Source organism: Sphaerotilus montanus (assembly GCF_013410775.1).
Lineage (GTDB): Bacteria > Pseudomonadota > Gammaproteobacteria > Burkholderiales > Burkholderiaceae_C > Sphaerotilus > Sphaerotilus montanus.
On record NZ_JACCFH010000001.1, the window covers coordinates 1,936,983 to 1,951,144 of the forward strand.

Genomic DNA, 14,162 nt, shown 5'->3' on the forward strand with positions numbered 1-14,162 from the left:
TTCGGGGTCAGGGTCGGTGGTGGGAAAAACGCTTGTCCTGCTCGTAGGGGAAGACGTCGTGGACGTGGCCGGCCCGGATGCGTGCCTGGTGCCCTTGCCAGAAGGCAGCATCCAGCAGATCGGCGTGGTGCTTCATGAACACCGCACGCACGGCAGGGTTGCCCAGCAGGAAGGGCCCGAAGGTCTCGGGAAACACGTCCTTCGGGCCGACCGAATACCAGATCTCGCCGCTCATCTCCTCTTCCTCGTTGCGCGGGGTGGGCACGCGGCGGAAGTTGCAGTCGGTGACGTACTCGATCTCGTCGTAGTCGTAGAACACGACCTTGTTGTGCCGCATCACGCCGAAGTTCTTCCACAGCATGTCGCCGGGGAAGATGTTGGCCGCCACCAGGTCCTTGATGGCGTTCCCGTACTCGATGACGGCGTGTTCGAGCTGCGCGGGCGTGGCGTCCTGCAGGTAGATGTTCAGCGGGATCATCCGGCGCTCGATGTAGACGTGCTTGAGGATGACCTCCAGGTGGCCGTCGCCGTCGCGGTCGGAGATCTCCAGCAGGCTGGGCGCGAACTTCTCGATCTCGGCGATCAGCTCGTCCGTGAAACGCGCGCGCGGGAAGGCGACGTTGCTGAACTCCAGCGTGTCGGCCATGCGCCCGACGCGGTCGTGCTGCTTGACGAGCAGGTACTTGCTCTTGATGAGGGCGCGGCTGGTGTCCTTCTGCGGCGGGTAGTAGTCCTTGATGAGCTTGAAGACAAACGGGTAGCTCGGCAGGTCGAACACCAGCATCACCATGCCCTTGATGCCGGGCGCGATGCGGAAACGGTCGGTCGAGTGGCGCAGGTGGAACTGGAAGTCGCGGAAGAACAGCGTCTTGCCCTGCTTCTGCAGGCCGAGCGCGTTGTAGATCTCGCTGCGCGGCTTCCTCGGCATCATCGAGCGCAGGAACTGCACATAGGCCGAGGGGATCTCCATCTCGACCAGGAAGTAGGCCCGCACGAAGCTGAACAGCCGCTGCAGGTCGTCCTCGCCGAAGAGCGCGGCGTCGATGTAGAACGCGCCGTCCGCGGCGTGCAGGATCGGCAGCGCGAACGGCGTCTCGACATGGCCGTTGACGATCTTGCCGATGACGTAGGCGCCCTTGTTGCGGAAGAACAGCGACGACAGCACCTGGAGCTGGAAGTTGGTGCGCAGCCGGTCCTGGCCGATGGCGGTGTCGGCCGCGGCGTGCACGTCGTCGAGGTCGCGCTCGAAGTCCTCCCACGGGCCTTGCAGGTCGAAGCTGCGCACGATCTCCGCCAGCGTCTCGCGCAGCGTCGGGCGCGTCGGATACCAGGCGCGGAAGGTCGGCTTGGCGGTGGGCTCGTCGTTCTCGATGTACTCGGTGGACACCGCCGGGCGCACGAAGATGAAGTCGTTGTGGAAGTAGTCCCGGTGCAGGATGTGGGTGGTGACCGAGTTGAAGAAGGTCTCGGCGAGTTCGGGCTGGCGGTGGTTGGTCAGCAGGCCGATGTAGTGCAGCTTGACCTGCTGCCAGACGTCCATGCCGAGCGCGCCGGCCTGGAATCCAGTCTGCAGCCGCTCGACCGCTTCCTGGACCCGCAGGTCGTAGAACTCGATGCGCTCGCGCTGGGCACGCTGCTGGCCGTGCCAGTCGGCGCGCTCGAAGCGGTCCTTGGCCTGCGCGCTGGCCTCCCGGAAGAGGCGGTAGTGGCGGTTGAATCCTTCGATCAGCGTGCTGGCGATGTCGAAGGCGCGGGTGTCGTTGAGCTGCTGGGGGAACATCGCGCCGGGCCTCCGCTCAGTCGCTGGTGCTGTCGCCGAGATAGCGCTGGTGCACCGCTTCCACGGCACGTGCATGGGCCGGCTCGATGTCGTCGATGCCCGCCACGGTCATGCGCAGGTCTTCGAGCAGGCCGTTGTGCAGGCCGTAGACCCAGCCGTGGATGACGACCTCCTGGCCGCGCTGCCAGGCGTCCTCCACGATGGTGGTGCGGCAGACGTTGCGGGCCTGCTCCAGCACGTTCAGCTCGACCAGTGCATCGACGCGCCGCTCCTGCGGCACCTGCTCCAGGAAGGCGCGGTGCGTGTTGCGCACGTCCTGGATGTGGCGCAGCCAGTTGTCGGCCAGGCCCACGCGCAGGTTGTTCAGCGCCGCCTTGACGCCGCCGCAGTTGGAGTGGCCCACCACGATGATGTGCCGCACGCGCAGGGCATCCACCGCGTACTGGATCACCGACAGCGCGTTGAGGTCGCTGGGCACGACCACATTGGCGATGTTGCGGTGCACGAAGAGGTCGCCCGGCAGCAGATCGACCAGCTCGTTGGCCGGGACACGGCTGTCGGCGCAGCCGATCCACAGGTACTGCGGCGTCTGTTGCTTGAGCAGTCGGGAGAAGAAACCGGGCTCGCGTTGTTCGACTTCGGCGGCCCAGCGGCGGTTGCTCTCGAAGAGCTCTTGCAGTTCGGTAGTCATGGGCGTCGATTGTTGCGCAGGGCGTGGACGGCGGGGTTCAGTGGCGCACGTTGTCGCGGCCCGTGACCGTCATCAGCGTGGCCGTGATCGTGGCGACGAGCTGGTCTTCGCCTGCGCGGGTCGGGTGTGGCTGCCAGGCCTGCCCGTCGGCGACGCTGATGGTGCGTCCGGCCTTGGTCACGCGGCCTTCGATGCGCAGCAGCGGGCCGCGCGCCGGGGCCAGCAGGTTGACCTTGAACTCGATCGTCAGCACCCCCGCCTCTGCCGGCATCAGCGTGGCCGCCGCGTAGCCGCAGGCCGAATCGAGCGCGGTGGAGACGATGCCGGCATGGATGAAGCCGTGCTGCTGGGTCACGCGCGCGCTGTGCGCCAGCGTCATCACGATCCTGCCCGGGCCGACCTCGACCAGCTCGGCGCCGATCAGCGCCATCGCGGCCTGCTGCGCAAACGAGCCGCGCACGCGGGCGGCAAAGTCGGCGTCGGCGGGCTGGAAGTCGGAGGAGGGCGCAGCGGTCATCAGAGGGACATTCGTCATTCGTGTTTGACGTTTACGTAAACGTCAATCATAGCAATCCCTGTTTTCCCAGGAAATGCGGGTTTGTCCGCTCGCAGGCGGACACCACCATGCGCCTCAGACGGTCTTGCGCTTGCGAGTCGTTGCCTTCTCGGTGCCGGGCGGCGTCTGCGAACGCAGGATGGCGTCGCGGCAGACCGCCAGGATTTCATCGGCGAGCGGGGAATCGTCCGGGCAGGCCCTCGACAGGACGATGGCGCCCACCGCGTGTGACAGCACGTCAAGGATCCTGACGCGCGCCTGAGCGGCCTCGGCCGGGTCCGATGAAAGGCCCTTTTGGCTCAGCAGTGCCAGGAGGCGCTCGACGCCATCCTTGAAGGCGACCCGGACCGAATCCGGCTGTCGCGCAGCGTCACCGCTCAGCGCAGCCACCGTGCAGCCGGTCGCACGGCTGTCCCGGTGCGCGCGCGAGAGATAGTGCCTGATGAACTCAGACGCCTCTACGCCTTCGGCCAGCGTCCCGGTCTGCGCAATGCCACAGACCATGGCCTCGGCCATCAGGTCAGCCTTGGAGCCGAACTGCTTGTAGAAGCCGCCGTGGGTGAAGCCTGCCGCCGCCATCAGATCGGCAACACCGACCCCATCGAACCCGCGCTCCCGAAACAGTTGAGAAGCCGTCTCGACGACGTGCGCTCGATTGGCTGCTGCCTGTGCCTTGGTGACTTTCATGTCCGCCCGATGTTGGTTTGCCTGACCTGTGGAGTGTCGACTATACATTCATGATGATCATCATCAAAAAGTTGACTTTTATGATTACGATCATCATCATTGAGGCATTCGAGCTTGCCAGGTATGGCGAGCAGCAGATCCCCAACCCACGCGAGCCCCCATGAAAGCACTCACCTTCAAACGCTATGGCAAGTCGCCCGAGATCGGGTTCTCAGACGTCCCTCGCCCTGCGCTGAAGGCGGATGAACTGCTGGTCCAGGTGCATGCAGCGAGCGTGAACCCGATCGACAACATGATTCCGACCGGGCTCTTCAAGGCCGTCGTGAAGTTCCAGCTTCCGGCCACGCTGGGCAGCGATCTGGCGGGTGTCGTGACCGAGGTCGGCAGTCGGGTGACCCGCTTCAAGCCGGGTGATGCGGTCTTCGCCAACATCTTCGACCTGGGCACGGGTTCGATCGCCGAGTTCGCGGTGGTGCCCGAGAGTGCTGCCGCACTTAAGCCGGCCAACCTGGATTTTGTGCAGGCGGCGTCGATCCCGATGGTCGGGCTCACGTCCTGGCAGGCGCTGAAGGAACGCGTCGATCTGCGCCCAGGCCAGAAGGTCTTCATTCCGGCCGGTTCCGGCGGCATCGGCACCTTCGCGATCCAGTTGGCCAAGTGGTTGGGCGCCACGGTGGGCACGACCACCAGCACCGGCAATGTGGATCTGGTGCGCAGTCTGGGCGCCGACGAGGTGGTCGACTATAAGAAGCAGGCGTTCGAGACCGCGCTGAGCGGCTACGACGCGGCGCTCGGCACCGTCAGGGGTGACTCGATCGAAAAGTCCATCGGCATCCTCAAGGCGCGCGGCAAGATCGTCTCCTTGGTCGGGCCGCTGGACGTCGCTTTCGCTCGCGCTCGCCGGGCCAATCTCGTCTTGACGGTCGTGTTCGCGCTGATGAGCCACAAGATCATGCGCTTGGCAAAGAAGCAGGGCGTCGACTACTCGTTCCTCTTTGCCCGCGCCGACGGCGATCAACTCGCCCAGATCGGCAAGCTCCTCGAAACGCAACGCATCCGGCCCGTGATCGACCGGGTATTTCCCTTCGAGCAGGCCAAGGAAGCGCTGGACTACCTCGCCCAGGGGCGCGCCAAGGGCAAGGTCGTCGTGCAGATGCGATAGCCGCCCACCCATTTCCTCCCTCACCTGAATTGGAGAACGCCATGAAGATCGAAAACTCCGTTGTGCTTGTCACCGGTGCCAACCGTGGCATCGGCCTGGCGTTTGCGCGCGAACTGCTGGCGCGTGGTGCCCGCAAGGTCTACGCCGCCGCACGCGATCCCGCGACCGTCACCTTGCAGGGTGTTCAAGCCTTGCAGCTTGACGTCACCCAGCCCGACCAACTCGCCGCTGCTGCCCAAGTGGCCGCCGACGTGAACCTGGTGATCAACAACGCAGGCATTGCCCAGCCCGGCGGTTTCCTGGCGCAGGACAGCGAAGCGGTGGCCCGCCGCATCTTCGAGACCAATTTCTTCGGCGTGCTGGGCGTGAGCAAGGCTTTTGCACCCGTGCTCAAGGCCAACGGCGGTGGCGCACTGCTCAACGTGTTGTCGGTGGCGTCATGGGTCAACGGCGGCGAGCTGGCCGCCTACTCGGCGAGCAAGTCGGCCGCCTGGTCGTTGACCAATGCCCTGCGCCACGAGCTGGCCGGGCAGAAGACCCAGGTGCTGGGCCTGCACATGGCGTATGTCGACACCGACCTCACGCGGGGCTTCGAGGTCGAGAAAAGCAGTGCGGAGGTGATCGTGCAGCGGGCGCTCGACGGGCTGGAGGCGGGCGCCGATGAGGTGCTGGCCGACGTGCTCACCCAGCAGATCCGGCATGGCCTGACGGCGCCGCGCCCGATCTACCTCCCCCAGGACTACCAGCGATGAAACATCTATTCAAGACGGCCGTCCGGGGACTCGTTCTGTTCACGACCCTCCAGACGTCAACGCTACTGGCGGCAGCGCCTGTCGCCAGTGGGGCGGACCACAACCACCTGTTGATCGAACAGTCGATCGAACAAAAGTCCGAGGTCACCTGGAAGCAGGTTCCCACCCGCACCATCACGGCTAGCGACGTGAACTTCGCGTACCGGGAACTGGGCAAGCACCACGGCGGAACGCCTGTGGTGTTGCTGACCCATCTGGCCGCAGTTCTGGACAACTGGGATCCACGGATCATTGACAGCCTCGCGGCCAGGCACCACGTCATTGCCTTCGACAACCGTGGCATCGGGGCAACTAGCGGCTCGCCGTCGAATTCGATGGAACAGATGGCGGACGACGCCATCACCTTCATCAACGCAATGGGCTTCGAGAAAGTGGATCTCCTGGGGTTTTCGTTGGGCGGCATGGTCGCCCAGGAACTCGTGCTGAAGCAGCCGCAACTCGTCCGCAAGATCGTGCTCGCTGGCACCGGCCCTGCGGGAGGCGAAGGCATCAGCGCCGTGGCGGGGGTGACTTTCTACGACATGCTCCGGGGTGCCTTCACGGGTCAGGATGCGAAACAGTTCCTGTTCTTCACGCGAACACCCAGTGGCATCCAGGCGGGGAAGGCATTCCTGGAGCGGTTGAAGGAACGCACCGAGGGCCGTGACAAGGAGATCTCGGTGAGCGCATTCTTCGCCCAGTTGGAGGCGCTGCACTTGTGGGGGCAGAAGGCGCCAGCCGATCTGTCAGTGATCCAGCAGCCTGTGCTGGTGGTCAATGGTGACGACGACCGGATGGTCCCGACGGTCAACACGTACGATCTGGCACGGCGGCTGCCGAACAGCCGACTGGTCATCTATCCCGATGCCGGACACGGCGGGATCTTCCAGTTTCACGCCGACTTTGTCCGCAGCACGCTCGACTTTCTAGGCCGTTGACCAGACTGGCCTCTGCGTCAGTCAAGAGGCAGCGGACGGCGACTCGAAGATGGCGCAGGTGGTGGTCGCATGGGCGTACAGCTTCCCGTCAGGGCCGACGATTCGCGCTTTCGACGTGCCGATCTGGCGGCCGACATGCAGGGCAGTGGACGAACGAACAACGAGAGCAGGCGCGTATCGACGCCGACGGCTGGGCGGGCGTGATGACCGTACCGCGCGCGCTGTCGCTTGATGCGCGAGGCCGGCTGAACCTGTGCCCGGTGGCCGAAATCGCGGCGCTGCGCGAGGCGCTGGTCGACGTGGCCACGAGCGGCGCCCAGCGCGGGGTCGTGGCCACCTTCGCCGGCCGCCACCTCGACATCGAGGCGACGTTCACGATCCGTTTGGTCAATGACAGCCAGAAGCTCGGCCTGACGGTGCTGGCCTCGCCTGACGGCAGCGAGGTGACGCGCATCGTCTTCTGGCCCGATGCCCGTCGCCTGTCGATCAAGCGCGCGCGCAGCTCGACCGATGCCCTGGTGCGTCGGCAGGATCTGCACGGGACGCTGGTACTCGAAGAGGGCGAGGCACTGCGCCTGCGCGTGCTGCTCGATGGCAGCGTGCTGGAGGTCTACGCCAATGACCGGCTCGCCCTGGCCACCCGCGTGTACCCCGTCAGCGAGGCGAGTGTGCTGGGGTCGGTGTTTGTCGAAGGCGAGGTGGACGTGGCGCTGCAGGTCTGGGCGATGGGCAGCCTCCACGAAGGGCCGCGCAGCGCGCTGACACGGCCGCTAGTGACGCTGCCCAGGCCGACCCCGGACTAACGCCCGGCCTCGGCCAGCAGGTTGCGCGCCCGCTCCTCGTGCTGCTCGATCTCTTCGAGCGTGACGCGGATGTCCTCCATCTGTTGCACAAGCTGGTCGCGGTGCGCCTGCAGGATGGCCAGGAAGGCGTTGAGCTGCTGCGCCGTGTCCGAGGGCGACTCGTACATGTCCACCAGCTGCTTGATCTCCTGCAGGCTCAGGCCGAGCCGCTTGCCGCGCAGCGTGAGCTTGAGCCGGGTGCGGTCGCGGTGGGTGTAGACGCGGTTGCGGCCGTCGCGGGCCGGGGTGAGCAGGCCCATGTCCTCGTAGAAACGGATCGCGCGCGGGGTGATGTCGAACTCCTGCGCCAGCTCGGTGATGGTGTAGGTCACCTGGGAGACATCGCGGGCGTCCGGGGTCGAGCGGTCGAGGGTGGTCATGGATACACTGCCGTTGACGTAAACGTTAATCACTGGAACGAACGCCAGTCTACCCAGTCCCGTCCCCGGAGCCCCCATGGCGAACCCTCAGGAACACGAACTCACCTATGTGCTGGGCGACACGCTGCCCGCGGCTGGTCACACGCTGGAGATCGCGCCGGGCGTGCGGTGGCTGCGCATGGGCCTGCCCTTCGCGCTGGACCACATCAACCTCTGGCTGGTGCGCGACGAACTCGACGGCCGCCAGGGCTGGACCATCGTCGACTGCGGCATCGCCAATGACGCCACGCGCGCCGCGTGGGAGCGCATCTTTGCCGAGGAGCTGGACGGACTGCCCGTGCTGCGTGTCCTCGTCACCCACATGCACCCGGACCACATCGGCCTGGCGCACTGGCTGACCACGCGCTGGAGCACGCCCGAGTGGCCCTGCCGGCTGTGGATCAGCCTGTCGGACTGGAACGCGGCGCGCATGGCGTCGATCTCGACCACCGGCTTCGGCGGCGAGGCGGCAGCGGCCTTCTTCGGCAGCCATGGCGTGACCGATCCGGCCGCACTCGACAAGGTGCGCCAGCGCGGCAACTACTACGCCAGCATGGTGCCTGCCGTGCCACAGCAGTTCCGCCGGATGATGGAAGGGCAGCGGCTGACGATGGGCGGCCATGTCTGGACCTGCCACGCCGGCTTCGGCCATGCGCCGGAACACATCAGCCTGCACTGCGAGGCGCTCGGCGTGCTGATCTCGGGTGACATGGTGCTGCCGCGCATCTCGACCAACATCAGCGTCATCGACATCGAGCCGGAGGCCGATCCGCTGCCGCTGTACCTGGCATCGATCGAGCGCATGCGCCGCTTGCCGGCCGACACGCTGATCCTGCCGGCCCACGGCAAGCCTTTCCGCGGTCTGCATCCCCGCATCCAGCAACTGCAGGACCACCACACCGACCGCCTCGCCGACGTGATGGCCGCCTGCGCGGTGCGGCCGCACTCGGCCTTCGAGATCCTGCCGGTGCTGTTCAGGCGCGAACTCGACCTGCACCAGCTCACCTTCGCGATGGGCGAGGCCATCGCCCACCTGCACGCGCTGTGGCTGGACGGCGACCTGAAGCGGGTGCGTCAGGCGGACGGAGTCTGGCGCTTCGGCGTGGTCTGAGTCGCTGGGGAGGCCTTGCGGGACGGGGCCTTCTTCTTCGCGGCCGGCAGCCCGACCCGGTCGACCAGCTCCTGCGCGAAGGCGATGAAGGCCTGCGAGCCCTTGGCGTTCGGGTCGAACACCACGCCGGGCAGGCCGTAGCTCGGTGCTTCCGCCAGCCGCACATTGCGCGGGATGATGGTCTGGAACACCTTCTCGCCGAAGTGCGCCTGCAGCTGCTCGCTGACCTGCTGCTGCAGCGTGATGCGCGGGTCGAACATCACGCGCAGCAGGCCGATGATGCTCAGGTCGCGGTTCAGGTTGGCGTGGACCTGCTTGATCGAGTTGACCAGGTCCGACAGCCCTTCGAGCGCGAAGTACTCGCACTGCATCGGCACGATCACGCCGTGGGCGCAGGTCAGGCCGTTGAGCGTCAGCAGGCTCAGGGACGGCGGGCAGTCGATCAGGATGAAGTCGTAGTCGTCCTGCACCTCGGCCAGCGCGGCCTTCAGGCGCCGGTCGCGGTGCTCCAGGTGGACGAGCTCCACCTCGGCGCCGGCCAGTTCGCGGTTGGCGCCCAGCACGTCGTAGCCGACCGGGTCCATCGTCTGCCGCGCCTCGCGCACGCTGGCCGAACCGAGCAGCACGTCATAGACGGTCTGCACCAGTGCCCGCTTGTCGAGGCCCGAGCCCATCGTGGCATTGCCCTGGGGATCGAGATCGACCAGCAGCACGCGCTGGCCGATGCGTGCCAGCCCGGCGGCCAGGTTGACGGTGGTGGTCGTCTTGCCGACGCCGCCTTTCTGGTTGGCGATGCAGAAGATCTTGGCCATGTGGGGGTGCGGGCGCTCGGGCCGTGGGTCGGGTCGAAGGGAGATCCAGGTCGGATCAGGAGCGTATCAGGCGCAGGCCGAATCCGATCATGCACAGCCCCGCGAAACGCTGAAGGGCCGTGCCGACGCGCCGGTGCGCGCGCACCTTGGCGGCGATCGCCTCGGCAAACGCGCACAGCGTCAGACACCAGACCGCGGTGATGACCGCGATGGTCACGGCCATCGCCAGGAAGGTGGGAATGCCGCGGTGCGTGGCCGGGTCGATGAAGAAGGGGAAGAAGGCCATGTAGAACACGATGGCCTTCGGGTTCAGCACGGTGATGAGCAGCGCCTGCCGGGCGTAGTGGTGCGGGGCGATCTGCACCGGGCTGGCGGATTCGCCGTCGCGGGCGATGAGCAGCTTCAGGCCGATCCAGCCGAGGTAGGCCGCCCCCGCCCAGCGCACCGCGTCGAACCACGCGGGATGTGCGCTCAGCAGCGCGGCCACGCCGGCCACCGCCAGCCACAGCAGGATCTGGTCGCCGACGATCAGCCCGAGTGTCGCTGCCGCGCCGCCCCGGAAACCGCCCTTGGAGGTCGCGCCCAGCAGCGCGAAGGTGCCCGGCCCCGGCAGCGCCAGGAACACGACGATGGCGGCGCAGAAGGCGCCGTAGTCCGCGATGCCGTACATGGTGGCTTCCTTCGGGTGGTCGATGCAGGGGCGCGTCTCAGCGCTGACGCATCCAGACGATGCAGCGCTCGGCGTTCAGGCCCGGCACCTGCAGCGGCTCGATGTGGAACACCTCGATGTCGGCGGGCAGCGCGGTGATCTCCTCGGCCGGGTGCTGGCCCTTCATCGCCATCCACACGCCGCCGGGTGCCAGCAGCGGGCGCGTGAGCGTCACGATGTCCGGCAGCGACGCAAAGGCGCGGGCGGTGATCAGCGGCCACTGCGTGTCGGTGATCGCTTCGACGCGGGTGTGGCGGGCCTGCAGGTTGGGCAGGCGCAGCTCGGCGGCGACCTGGCGGACGAAGGTGACCTTCTTCTGCACGGTGTCGACGCAGGTGACGGTGATGTTCGGCTGGGTGGCCGCGATGACGACGCCGGGCAGGCCGCCGCCGCTGCCGACGTCCAGCACGGTACTCCCCCCGTCATTCCCGCGAACGCGGGAACCCACTTCCACCAGATGCCGCCGCATCGGCGCAATCACCGCCAGGCTGTCCAGCAGGTGGTGCGTCAGCATCTGCGCCGGGTCGCGCAGCGCGGTCAGGTTGTAGACCTTGTTCCAGCGCGCCAGCAGGTCGAGATAGCCGAGCAGCCGATCGGCCTGCGCGTCATCCAGCGGGCAGCCGAGCGCTTCGGCCCCGGCGATCAGGTCATGCCGCATGTGCGAACCCCTGCATCCGGTGTTTCTTCAGGTGCACCAGCAGCAGCGAGATCGCCGCCGGCGTGACCCCCGAAATCCGCGACGCTTGCCCCAGCGTTTCCGGCTGGTGGCGCGCGAGCTTCTGGCGCACCTCGATCGACAGCGCGGTGACCTGCGCATAGTCGAGGTCCTTCGGCAGCTTCAGGTGCTCGTAGGCGCTGGCGCGCTGCACTTCGTCGTTCTGCTTGTCGATGTAGCCGGCGTACTTGGTGGCGATCTCGACCTGCTCGATCACCGCATCGGCCAGCGTCTCGCCCAGCTCGGCCTGCAGTGTTCCACGTGAAACCACGGCGCCCGGGTTGGCGATGGCCAGCAATTCGGCCAGCGTGTCGAAGGTGATGCCGGGGCGGCGCAGCAGGTCGGTGAGGTTGTACTCGTGCTCGATCGCCTTGCCGAGCAGGCGTTCACCGTCCGCCGCCGGCAGCGTGGCCGGGCGCACCCAGGTGCTCTTCAGCCGCTGCGTTTCACGTGCCACCGCGTCCCGCTTGCGGTTGAACGCATCCCAGCGCGCGTCGTCCACTAGCCCGACGTGGCGGCCGAGTTCGGTCAGGCGCATGTCGGCGTTGTCCTCGCGCAGCTGCAGGCGGAACTCGGCGCGGCTGGTGAACATGCGGTAGGGCTCGGTCACACCCTTGGTGATCAGGTCGTCGACCAGAACGCCCAGATAAGCCTGGTCGCGGCCGAAGGTGAGGGTGCCCTTGCCCTGGACCTGCAAGGCGGCGTTGGCGCCCGCGTAGAGGCCTTGCGCGGCCGCTTCTTCGTAGCCGGTGGTGCCGTTGATCTGGCCGGCGAAGTACAGCCCGCCGATCGCCTTCGACTCGAAGGTGTTCTTCAGCTCGCGCGGGTCGAAGTAGTCGTACTCGATCGCGTAGCCGGGGCGCAGGATGTAGGCGTTCTCCAGCCCGGCCATCGTGCGCACAGCGGCGAGCTGGATGTCGAAGGGCAGGGAGGTCGAGATGCCGTTCGGGTAGAACTCGTTCGTCGTCAGGCCTTCGGGTTCGAGGAAAATCTGGTGCGAGTCCTTGTCGGCGAAGCGGTTGATCTTGTCCTCGATCGACGGGCAGTAGCGCGGGCCGACCCCTTCGATCACGCCGGTGAACATCGGGCTGCGGTCGAAGCCGGTGCGCAGGATGTCGTGGGTCTGCTGGTTGGTGTGCGTGATCCAGCAGGGAACCTGGCGAGGGTGCTGCGCGGCATTGCCGAGGAAGCTGAACACGGGCACCGGGTCGAGGTCGCCGGGCTGCTCGACGCACTTCGAGAAGTCGATCGAGCGGCCGTCGATGCGCGGCGGCGTGCCGGTCTTCAGGCGCGCTTGCGGCAGCTTCAGCTCCTTCAGCCGCGCCGACAGGCTCACCGCCGGCGGATCGCCCGCGCGGCCGGCCGGGTAGTTGTTCAGGCCGACGTGGACCTTGCCATCGAGGAAGGTGCCCGCCGTCAGCACCACCGCCGCGGCGCGGAAGCGGATACCGATCTGCGTCACGGCGCCGACCACGCGGTCACCTTCGACCATCAGATCGTCCACCGCCTGCTGGAAGATCCACAGGTTCGGCTGGTTTTCCAGGCGGTGGCGGATCGCGGCCTTGTAGAGGATGCGGTCGGCCTGCACCCGGGTGGCGCGCACGGCCGGGCCCTTGCTCGAATTCAGGATGCGGAACTGGATGCCCGACTCGTCCGTCGCCGCCGCCATCGCGCCGCCGAGCGCGTCGATTTCCTTGACCAGATGGCCCTTGCCGATCCCGCCGATCGACGGGTTGCAGCTCATCTGGCCGAGGGTCTCGATGTTGTGGGTGAGCAGCAGCGTGCGGCTGCCCATGCGGGCCGCGGCGAGGGCCGCTTCGGTGCCGGCATGGCCGCCGCCGACGACGATGACGTCAAATGTTTCGGGGTAGAGCATCGGGCGCTCCATGTGAAGACCGGGGGGTCCGCACGGGGCGCGCGGACAAACCCCGATTTTAGTTTCGTGCGGCCACGGCGCGTGCGTACAGCGCAGAGACCGCTTCCGGCACCATGCGGCTCAGCGCGTCGCGGGCTTCCGACGAGGCGATCATCTCCACCTGCTCCGGCGTCATGCTGTCCGGGTCGCCGCCGAGCAGGATGATCGGGGCGAGCTGGTCGGCCAGTTCCGGATCGTCGAACATCGCGTTCCAGTGGTCCGGCGTCAGCGCCGCAGCGTGCAGGAAACCGATGCACCACAGCTCCGCGTCGACCACCACGTCCGAGGCGTCGTCGCTGCCGGGGATCTCGGCGATGCCGAACAGCGGCTCCAGCGTGTCCGGACCTTCCTTGAGCTGGCGGTCGATCGAGGCGAGGTGGCGCAGCGCGAGCTGCACGACGCGCTTGGTCTGCTTGCCGCTGGCGAAGGGCGAGCTGTCCGGGTCGTCGCTGTTCCACAGGCCGGGCACCCAGACGTCGGCGTCGGGCAGCGTCGGCGTCAGCAGCAGGGCGGTGAGGTAGCCGTCGAGGCTCTCCATGTCCATGACCGACTCGTCCGTCGCGGCCGACAGCAGCAGCTGGTCGAGTTCATCCATCTCCGCTTCGGTCAGCGGCGGGTTGTCGAGGGCGGGGTTGTATTGGGGGTGTTTCACGTGGAACAGCGGACGGACCGCGGCAGATCTGGGAGGCGGTCAGTGTGGCACGATCGGCGCACCATGGAATGCCGTCCCCGCTGCGCTGCCTGCTGCATTGCGCCCTCGATCTCCAGCCCGATTCCCGGCATGCCGAATGGCAAGCCAGCGGGTGTGCCCTGCATCCAGCTCGATGAAGATCTGCGGTGCCGGATCTTCGGCCAGCCGGAGCGCCCCGCCGTCTGCGGTGGCTTGCAGCCGAACGAGGACATGTGCGGCGACAGCCGGGAGCAGGCGATGCGCTGGCTCGGCTACATGGAAGACCTGACGCGGCCGGACTGAAGTTGCGCCATGCTCCAGGGGATCTTTCAGCCCTGCCTGCCCTGTCTACCCGGAGTGTTCC

General features: G+C 66.9%; 16 protein-coding genes and 1 pseudogene. 6 read left to right on the top strand and 11 right to left on the bottom strand.

Going from position 1 to position 14,162, the window contains the following annotated elements; translation table 11 throughout:
- Positions 1 to 7: 7 nt before the first annotated feature.
- The 4 genes from aceK to BDD16_RS08735 all read right to left on the bottom strand — a co-directional run bounded on the left by aceK (position 8) and on the right by BDD16_RS08735 (position 3,714).
- The gene (gene aceK, locus BDD16_RS08720) at positions 8 to 1,780 is read right to left on the bottom strand and encodes a bifunctional isocitrate dehydrogenase kinase/phosphatase (RefSeq protein ID WP_179633585.1); all 1,773 of its coding nucleotides are present in this window, start codon (positions 1,778 to 1,780) and stop codon (positions 8 to 10) included.
- A 16-nt stretch (positions 1,781 to 1,796) separates the two neighbouring features.
- Complete coding sequence (gene can, locus BDD16_RS08725) at positions 1,797 to 2,471, bottom strand: carbonate dehydratase (protein ID WP_179633586.1); 675 nt, start codon at positions 2,469 to 2,471, stop codon at positions 1,797 to 1,799.
- 37 nt (positions 2,472 to 2,508) lie between these two features.
- Positions 2,509 to 2,988: a PaaI family thioesterase gene (locus tag BDD16_RS08730; protein ID WP_179633587.1), complete on the bottom strand. Its 480-nt coding sequence runs from the start codon at positions 2,986 to 2,988 to the stop codon at positions 2,509 to 2,511.
- Positions 2,989 to 3,102: 114 nt separating this feature from the next.
- The gene (locus BDD16_RS08735; protein ID WP_179633588.1) at positions 3,103 to 3,714 is read right to left on the bottom strand and encodes a TetR/AcrR family transcriptional regulator; all 612 of its coding nucleotides are present in this window, start codon (positions 3,712 to 3,714) and stop codon (positions 3,103 to 3,105) included.
- A 160-nt stretch (positions 3,715 to 3,874) separates the two neighbouring features.
- Between BDD16_RS08735 and BDD16_RS08740 the strand changes: the two genes are divergently transcribed.
- The 3 genes from BDD16_RS08740 to BDD16_RS08750 are packed head-to-tail and all read left to right on the top strand — an operon-like array spanning position 3,875 to position 6,605.
- Positions 3,875 to 4,876 (top strand): NADP-dependent oxidoreductase, encoded by a 1,002-nt coding sequence (locus BDD16_RS08740; RefSeq protein ID WP_179633589.1) that lies wholly within the window; start codon positions 3,875 to 3,877, stop codon positions 4,874 to 4,876.
- Between the two features lie 41 nt (positions 4,877 to 4,917).
- A complete protein-coding gene (locus BDD16_RS08745) occupies positions 4,918 to 5,628 on the top strand; it encodes an SDR family oxidoreductase (RefSeq protein WP_179633590.1) in 711 nt (236 codons plus the stop codon).
- Positions 5,625 to 6,605: an alpha/beta fold hydrolase gene (locus BDD16_RS08750; protein ID WP_179633591.1), complete on the top strand. Its 981-nt coding sequence runs from the start codon at positions 5,625 to 5,627 to the stop codon at positions 6,603 to 6,605. Before BDD16_RS08745 ends, BDD16_RS08750 begins: the two co-directional genes overlap by 4 nt.
- 21 nt (positions 6,606 to 6,626) lie before the next feature.
- Here the strand turns inward: BDD16_RS08750 and BDD16_RS22945 are convergent.
- A pseudogene (locus tag BDD16_RS22945) lies at positions 6,627 to 6,749 on the bottom strand (aromatic compound catabolic protein); the annotation flags it as partial.
- 59 nt (positions 6,750 to 6,808) lie between these two features.
- On the opposite strand from BDD16_RS22945, the gene BDD16_RS08755 reads away from it, so the two are divergent.
- Complete coding sequence (locus BDD16_RS08755) at positions 6,809 to 7,408, top strand: GH32 C-terminal domain-containing protein (RefSeq protein WP_179633592.1); 600 nt, start codon at positions 6,809 to 6,811, stop codon at positions 7,406 to 7,408.
- On the opposite strand, the gene BDD16_RS08760 is transcribed toward BDD16_RS08755, so the two are convergent.
- Positions 7,405 to 7,827 (bottom strand): MerR family transcriptional regulator, encoded by a 423-nt coding sequence (locus tag BDD16_RS08760; protein WP_179633593.1) that lies wholly within the window; start codon positions 7,825 to 7,827, stop codon positions 7,405 to 7,407. The two genes, BDD16_RS08755 and BDD16_RS08760, sit on opposite strands and share 4 nt — an antisense overlap.
- Positions 7,828 to 7,903: 76 nt before the next feature.
- Here BDD16_RS08760 and BDD16_RS08765 point away from each other — a divergent pair, with 76 nt between their 5' ends.
- Entirely contained in the window at positions 7,904 to 8,977 is a 1,074-nt protein-coding gene (locus BDD16_RS08765) for an MBL fold metallo-hydrolase (protein WP_179633594.1), read from the top strand.
- Here BDD16_RS08765 and BDD16_RS08770 read toward each other — a convergent pair.
- From BDD16_RS08770 to BDD16_RS08790, 5 genes are read right to left on the bottom strand one after another with little or no spacing between them, the layout of a single operon-like run.
- Positions 8,941 to 9,789, bottom strand: a complete 849-nt coding sequence (locus BDD16_RS08770; protein ID WP_179633595.1) for a ParA family protein — start codon at positions 9,787 to 9,789, stop codon at positions 8,941 to 8,943. The genes BDD16_RS08765 and BDD16_RS08770 overlap by 37 nt on opposite strands.
- Before the next feature lie 55 nt (positions 9,790 to 9,844).
- A complete protein-coding gene (locus tag BDD16_RS08775; RefSeq protein ID WP_179633596.1) occupies positions 9,845 to 10,459 on the bottom strand; it encodes a LysE family transporter in 615 nt (204 codons plus the stop codon).
- 37 nt (positions 10,460 to 10,496) lie between these two features.
- The gene (gene rsmG / locus BDD16_RS08780; protein ID WP_179633597.1) at positions 10,497 to 11,156 is read right to left on the bottom strand and encodes a 16S rRNA (guanine(527)-N(7))-methyltransferase RsmG; all 660 of its coding nucleotides are present in this window, start codon (positions 11,154 to 11,156) and stop codon (positions 10,497 to 10,499) included.
- Positions 11,146 to 13,089 (bottom strand): tRNA uridine-5-carboxymethylaminomethyl(34) synthesis enzyme MnmG, encoded by a 1,944-nt coding sequence (mnmG, locus tag BDD16_RS08785; protein ID WP_179633598.1) that lies wholly within the window; start codon positions 13,087 to 13,089, stop codon positions 11,146 to 11,148. Before mnmG ends, rsmG begins: the two co-directional genes overlap by 11 nt.
- Before the next feature lie 58 nt (positions 13,090 to 13,147).
- Positions 13,148 to 13,780: a UPF0149 family protein gene (locus tag BDD16_RS08790; RefSeq protein ID WP_179633599.1), complete on the bottom strand. Its 633-nt coding sequence runs from the start codon at positions 13,778 to 13,780 to the stop codon at positions 13,148 to 13,150.
- Between the two features lie 63 nt (positions 13,781 to 13,843).
- Here BDD16_RS08790 and BDD16_RS08795 point away from each other — a divergent pair, with 63 nt between their 5' ends.
- Complete coding sequence (locus BDD16_RS08795; protein ID WP_179633600.1) at positions 13,844 to 14,101, top strand: YkgJ family cysteine cluster protein; 258 nt, start codon at positions 13,844 to 13,846, stop codon at positions 14,099 to 14,101.
- Positions 14,102 to 14,162: the final 61 nt, after the last annotated feature.